Source organism: Streptomyces sp. S3(2020) (genome assembly GCF_013044505.1).
Lineage (GTDB): Bacteria > Actinomycetota > Actinomycetes > Streptomycetales > Streptomycetaceae > Streptomyces.
In genome coordinates this window covers 1-6,646 of the sequence record NZ_JABERD010000343.1, presented here as the reverse complement: position 1 = coordinate 6,646, position 6,646 = coordinate 1, and the positions used below count along the sequence as shown (strand labels likewise).

6 protein-coding genes are annotated in these 6,646 nt (G+C 70.6%); all 6 read left to right on the top strand.

Annotation, left to right across the window (positions count from 1 at the left end; translation table 11 throughout):
• The first annotated feature begins 228 nt into the window (after nucleotides 1-228).
• The 6 genes from HLK59_RS46995 (at nucleotide 229) to HLK59_RS46970 (ending at nucleotide 6,566) form a co-directional block, all read left to right on the top strand.
• Nucleotides 229-1,017 (top strand): aldose 1-epimerase, encoded by a 789-nt coding sequence (locus HLK59_RS46995; protein WP_171147817.1) that lies wholly within the window; start codon nucleotides 229-231, stop codon nucleotides 1,015-1,017.
• A gap of 10 nt (nucleotides 1,018-1,027) precedes the next feature.
• Entirely contained in the window at nucleotides 1,028-1,579 is a 552-nt protein-coding gene (gene pyrE, locus HLK59_RS46990) for an orotate phosphoribosyltransferase (RefSeq protein WP_171147816.1), read from the top strand.
• 144 nt (nucleotides 1,580-1,723) lie between these two features.
• Nucleotides 1,724-3,121, top strand: a complete 1,398-nt coding sequence (locus HLK59_RS46985) for a recombinase family protein (protein ID WP_171147815.1) — start codon at nucleotides 1,724-1,726, stop codon at nucleotides 3,119-3,121.
• A gap of 86 nt (nucleotides 3,122-3,207) precedes the next feature.
• Nucleotides 3,208-4,230, top strand: a complete 1,023-nt coding sequence (gene fbaA / locus HLK59_RS46980) for a class II fructose-bisphosphate aldolase (RefSeq protein ID WP_171147814.1) — start codon at nucleotides 3,208-3,210, stop codon at nucleotides 4,228-4,230.
• A 60-nt stretch (nucleotides 4,231-4,290) separates the two neighbouring features.
• Entirely contained in the window at nucleotides 4,291-5,760 is a 1,470-nt protein-coding gene (locus tag HLK59_RS46975; RefSeq protein WP_171147813.1) for an MFS transporter, read from the top strand.
• A gap of 392 nt (nucleotides 5,761-6,152) precedes the next feature.
• A complete protein-coding gene (locus tag HLK59_RS46970; RefSeq protein ID WP_171147812.1) occupies nucleotides 6,153-6,566 on the top strand; it encodes a DUF3151 domain-containing protein in 414 nt (137 codons plus the stop codon).
• Nucleotides 6,567-6,646 lie beyond the last annotated feature (80 nt).

Below are 6,646 nucleotides of genomic sequence, written 5' to 3'. Positions count from 1 at the left end.
CCCCGCAGACCCGCGCCCCGCACTCCGCCCTCCGCTGGGCGGCCCCCGCCGCGGCCCTCGTGGTCGCGTCCGCGATCGTCGTCGGGCGGGCGCTGCGCAAGCGGCGTTGAGGAAGCGGCGCTGAGGAAGCGGGGCCGGGCGGGCCGGAGCCGTGGCGCCGGGGCCCGTACGGCGGGAATCGGGGGATGGCCGGAAGCACCCCCTTGATCACCCCAGTAGGGTCGTCCCGTGAGTAACGAACCCATCACGCTGACCGCGGGCGACGCGGAGGCGACCGTGCTGCCGGGCAACGGCGGCCGGATCGGCGGACTGCGCGTCGGCGGTACCGAACTGCTGCGGCAGGGCGAGCGCTTCGGCTGCTTCCCGATGGTGCCCTGGTGCGGCCGGACCAGGGACGGCCGTTTCCGGGACGGCGGGACGGTCCACCAACTGCCGCTCAACTCCCCGCCGCACGCCATCCACGGCACCGCCCGCGACGGCGTCTGGCGCACCGCGCGCACGTCGACGGACGAGGCGGTGATCACGTACGACCTGGTCGAGCCCTGGCCCTACCCGGGCCGGATCACCCAACAGGTCGCCCTCACGCCGGACTCGGTGACGGTCACCATGTCCGTCGAGACGTACGGCTCCTCCTTCCCGGCCCAGATCGGCTGGCACCCGTGGTTCAACCGGAGCCTCGGGGCCGATGACGTACGACTGGCCTTCTCCGCCGCCTGGCAGGAGGAGCGCGGTGACGACCACCTGCCCACCGGCAACCGTCTCGACCCCAAGCCCGGCCCGTGGGACGACTGCTTCGGGATGCCCGGCGGCGTGGACGTCACGCTCACCTGGCCCGGGCAGCTGGAGCTCACCGTCGCCTCCCGCGAGGAGTGGGTCGTGATCTACGACGAGCAGGCCGAGGCCGTCTGTGTGGAGCCGCAGACCGGGCCGCCCAACGGGCTGAACACCGCGCCCCGCCTGGTCACACCCCTGGAGCCGCTGGAGGCCTCGACGACCTGGAGCTGGCGCCGCCTCTAAGCTGGCAGGCATGACGGACGACGTACGCGGCGCGCTGCTGCAGCAGATCAAGGACAAGGCCGTGGTCCACGGCAAGGTGACCCTCTCCTCGGGCCTGGAGGCCGACTACTACGTCGACCTGCGCCGCATCACCCTCGACGGAGAGGCCGCCCCGCTGGTCGGGCAGGTGCTCCTGGACCTCACCGCCGACCTCGACTTCGACGCGGTGGGCGGCCTGACGATGGGTGCCGACCCGGTCGCCGCCGCCATGCTGCACGCGGCCGCCGCGCGCGGCCGGAAGGTCGACGCCTTCGTCGTCCGCAAGGCCGCCAAGGCGCACGGCCTCCAGCGCCAGGTCGAAGGCCCGGACATCGCGGGCCGTCGCGTCCTGGTCGTCGAGGACACCTCCACCACCGGCGGCTCCCCGCTCACCGCGGTCGAGGCCGTACGGGCGGCGGGCGCCGAGGTCGTCGCCGTCGCCACGATCGTGGACCGCGCGACGGGCGCCGCGGAGAAGATTGAACAGGGCGCGGGGGTTCCGTATCGCTTCGCCTTCTCCAAGGATGAGCTGGGACTGGACTGAGGCAGCGGGCGGTGCCGCATCCGCTCGACGTCTGGTTGATCAATATCGACCGTGAGTGGGCGGATGCAGCGTGAGAAGCGGCAGATGCCCATCACATTTGAAGAAGACGGACGTGTATGTACGGCGTCTCAGTAGCTTCGAGAAATGATCACGCGCGGCCGCTACCTCGGCGTACTCAGGCTTTCCCAGGGCGCAGACGGGTCCACATCGATCCAGAGGCAGCGGGAGGGGATCGAGGCGTATGTCAACGCCCTTCCTCACCCCGGATGGCTTGTCGGCTGGGCTGAGGACGTGGATGTGTCCGGAGGGCTGTCTCCGTTCAAACGTCCCCAGCTCGGTCGCTGGCTGACAAGGCGGGGCGACGAGTTCGACGGGATCATCGCCATGAGCGTGGATCGCCTCACCCGGCGAGCGCTGCACTTCGGCCAACTCCACGACTGGGGGCGAGCGAAGGGCAAGCACATCGTCTGCGTTTCCGAGGGGTATGACTCCGTGGATCCACAGGCGGAAATGCGGGCCCGGGCGATGGCGGTCTTCGCAGAAGCCGAACTCGATGCCATCGCCGACCGCATCAGGGACGGCGTACAGGGTCGGCTCGCCAATCGGTCCTGGGTCAGCGGTACGCCGCCCATGGGATACGCAATAGCGAGTGTCCCGGGTCAGAACCGTAAGGTCCTCGTACGCGACCCCGGCTACGCACAGGTCATGGACCGTGTCCTCGGGGGACTCGCCGATGGGAAGGCACTCAACCGGATCGCGCTCGAGCTCAACGAGATGAGGGCGCTGACCTGGAGCGACTACCGTTTGACGCTCCGCGGAGCAACCCCCAGGGGCGCGTACTGGCAGCAGACCACCCTTGCCAACGCCGTGCGCCGTCCCACGTTCGCGGGCCTCTACACGTACAAGGGCGAAGCCGTCGAGGACGTCGAGGGGAACCCGATTCTGATCGCGGACAACCCCTTCATGTCCTTCGAGGACTGGTCGGAGCTGGTCGTGCGGCTGGAGCCGAGAAGGCGGGAAGGTGCGGCTCGGCAGGGTGTCTCGAGGCACCCCCTGACTGGGACGGCTCGTTGCGGCCGTTGCGGCAGTGCCCTCGGCTCCACCTCTGTCAGTCGGAAGCACGGCAGATACCACGCCTACTACCGTTGCTCGAAGCGTGCCAAGAAGGGCGCGTGCGAGGCAAAGATGAACGTCCGGGTGTCCGAACTGGAGGCGATCTTCGACGAGGTCGTCGACGGTGCCTTCGGCAGCCCTCTGCGCGACTTGTGGGCCGACAAGGACGTGTGGAGCCGCAGGGCTTTCCTGCGTGAACACGGTGTCAGTGTCCGGGTGTGGCAAGACCTCGTGCCCGGGGCCAGGCACAGCGCGGTCATCGATCTCGGCGATGTTCCCGGGGTGGGTAGGCCGGTGATCCACTACGCGTGCGGAGAGGGCGACATTTCCCGGGTGTTCGGCCAACCGGCTCCTGCCGTTGATCATGGTCGGACAGATGAGCGGAAGAGGGGACTTTTGGGCGCTGTCACCCCTCCGAGGCAGGGGTAGCCTTAACGGCGCATACAGAAGGCCGAACAAGCCACGGCGCAGTGGCTCTCCCGAGGCCGGTTTGACCCGCATGAGAGGAATGTGTCTTGGCTATCGCGACCCCCGAGGTCTACAACGAGATGCTCGACCGGGCGAAGGCGGGCAAGTTCGCCTACCCGGCCATCAACGTCACCTCGACGCAGACCCTGCACGCGGCGCTGCGCGGCTTCGCCGAGGCCGAGAGCGACGGCATCATCCAGATCTCGACCGGTGGCGCCGAGTTCCTGGGCGGCCAGTTCAACAAGGACATGGTCACCGGTTCGGTGGCTCTTGCCGAGTTCGCGCACATCGTCGCCAAGAAGTACGACATCACCGTCGCGCTGCACACGGACCACTGCCCGAAGGACAAGCTCGACGGGTATGTACGTCCGCTGCTCGCGGTGTCGGAGGAGCGCGTCGCCCGTGGCGAGAACCCGCTCTTCCAGTCGCACATGTGGGACGGCTCGGCCGAGACGCTGGCCGACAACCTGGCCATCGCGCAGGAACTCCTTGAGCGTGCCCGCGCCGCGAAGATCATCCTTGAGGTCGAGATCACGCCGACCGGTGGCGAGGAGGACGGCGTCTCGCACGAGATCAACGACTCCCTGTACACGACCGTCGACGACGCGATCCGGACCGTCGAGGCACTCGGTCTCGGTGAGAAGGGGCGTTACCTGCTCGCCGCCTCCTTCGGCAACGTCCACGGTGTGTACAAGCCGGGCAACGTCGTCCTCCGTCCCGAGCTGCTCAAGGAGCTCAACGAGGGCGTGTCCGCCAAGTACGGCAAGGCCTCCCCGTTCGACTTCGTCTTCCACGGCGGCTCCGGCTCCACCGAGGCGGAGATCGCGCTCGCGCTGGACAACGGCGTCGTGAAGATGAACATCGACACGGACACCCAGTACGCCTTCACCCGCCCGGTCGCGGACCACATGTTCCGCAACTACGACGGTGTCCTGAAGGTCGACGGCGAGGTCGGCTCCAAGAAGACCTACGACCCGCGCACCTGGGGCAAGCTCGCCGAGGCGAGCATGGCCGCCCGCGTGACGGAGGCCTGCGCCAACCTGCGTTCCACGGGCACGAAGCTCAAGTAGACCCGCGGTACCTCTGCGAGCCCGGTGCTACGGCGCCGGGCTCGTTGTATACCTGGGGGCATGCCCGATGTCCGGCTGTCCTCGTCGCAGGGCAAGTGGATCCTGCTGACCACCGTGCTCGGCTCCAGCATGGCCATGCTGGACTCGACCGTCGTCAATGTCGCCCTGCCGCGGATCGGCGAGGATCTGGACGCGGACCTGGCCGCCCTCCAGTGGACCGTCAACGCGTACATGCTGACGCTGGCCGGGCTGATCCTGCTGGGGGGATCGCTCGGGGACCGGTACGGGCGGCGCAAGATCTTCGTCGTGGGTGTGGTGTGGTTCGCCGCGGCCTCCCTGCTGTGCGGGCTCGCGCCGAACGCCCCCGTCCTCATCGCCGCCCGCGCCCTGCAAGGGGTCGGCGGAGCGCTCCTCACCCCCGGCTCGCTCGCCCTCATCCAGGCCTCCTTCCACCCCGACGACCGGGGCCGGGCCGTCGGCCTGTGGTCCGGGTTCGGCGGCATCGGCGCGGCGGTCGGGCCGTTCCTGGGCGGCTGGCTGGTGGACGGGCCCGGCTGGCGCTGGGTGTTCCTGCTGAACGTGCCGGTGGCGCTGCTGTGCGCGCCGATCGCCGTACGCCATGTCCCGGAGTCCGGGGACGGGCGGGCGGAGCACGGGCGGTTCGACGTGCTCGGCGCGGTGCTGGGCGCGCTGGCGCTGGCGTTCGTGACGTACGCGCTGATCGAGGCCCGGTCCGGCTCCCTCGCCGTCGTCGCCACGGCCGTCGCCGGGATCGCCGCCGCCGTCGTCTTCGTGGTCGTCGAGAAGCGCCGCCCCGACCCGATGATGCCGCTCGACATCTTCGCGTCGAAGCAGTTCACCGCCGTCAACCTGGTGACGCTGTGCGTCTACGCGGCTTTCGGCGGCTTCTTCTTCCTGGCCGCGCTCCAGCTCCAGGTCGTCTCCGGGTACTCGGCCCTCGGCGCGGGGACGGCGCTGCTGCCGACCACCGTCCTGATGCTGCTCTTCTCCGCCCGCTCGGGCGCCCTCGCCGACCGCATCGGCCCGCGCATCCCGCTCACCGCCGGGCCGCTGCTGTGCGCGGCGGGGATGCTGCTGATGCTGCGTGTCGGCGAGGACGCCTCGTACCTCACCGACGTACTGCCCGCCCTGCTGGTCCTCGGCCTCGGCATGGTCACCCTGGTCGCCCCGCTGACCGCGACCGTCCTGGCCTCCGTGGACGTGGCGCGGGCGGGTCTGGCCAGCGGAGTGAACAACGCGGCCGCCCGGGCGGCGGGCCTGATCGCGGTGGCCGCGCTGCCGCTGGTCGCCGGGATGGGGGAGGAGGCCTACCGGTCGCCGGGGGCCTTCGACGACGCGTTCGGGCGGGCGATGACGGTGTGCGCCGGGCTGCTGGTGCTGGGGGCGGGCGTGGCGTTCGCGACCGTACGGCAGCTGCCGCCGGACTGTGTCCGGCCGGAGTGCCTGCACCACGGGTCGGTCATGGCGCCGCCGCTGGAGGGGCGCCCGGCGCGGAAGCGGCTGGCCTAGGGCGCTTCTGGCGAATCCTGAAGCCGCCCCGGGGCCGGAACGGGTGAGCCCGGCGAGGCGGCCGGTGCCTCACGAGGTGCCCCGCGTCGGGCGGACCGGTCGCCCGGAGGCCGACCAAGAGCCATCAGAAGTGCCCTAGGGGCCGTCCGGCGGGTCGCACCGGTGTCCCGGGGCCCGGCACGGGCTCTCCGAGGGGGCGTGTCCCGGCCACGTCGTCGCTCGGCGCCGGCTCGGGTCCGCCCGTGCGGGAGAGCCGTGTCGCCCCCGCTCGGCACGGTCGCGGGGCCCGGTTTCGCGCGGCCGACCCGATCCGTCGGACAGGCGCCGGCCCCGATCCGCCGTACACCCCTGGTGCCCGTCCGTCATATGCGCCGATGGAGGAGACTTGACCCATGTCGATTCACGAGAACCTCCTCGGGGGACCGCCCCCGACCCACCTCCCCGACGACCCGGAGCCGCGTGAGCTGCTGGCCGGTGGCACCGCGCCCGCCGATGTCGCCGCGAAGTACCCGAAGTCCTCGCTGGCCTGGGCCCAGCTGGCCGACGAGGCGTTCGAGCGGGGCAGCGTCGTGGAGTCGTACGCCTATGCCCGTACGGGCTACCACCGCGGTCTGGACTCGCTGCGCCGCAACGGCTGGAAGGGCCATGGCCCGGTGCCCTGGGAGCACGAGCCCAACCGCGGCTTCCTCCGCGCTCTGCACGGCCTCGCCCGTGCCGCGGGAGCGATCGGTGAGCAGGAGGAGTACGAGCGCTGCTCACAGTTCCTGAAGGACTCCTCGCCCACGGCGGCCCAGACGCTGGGCTAGCGGTAGGGGTTCGTCCGGTGCGGGGCCCGGCTGGCGGTGACCAGGCGGGCCCCGTGCTTTTCCCGCCCCCGTGCTTTTCC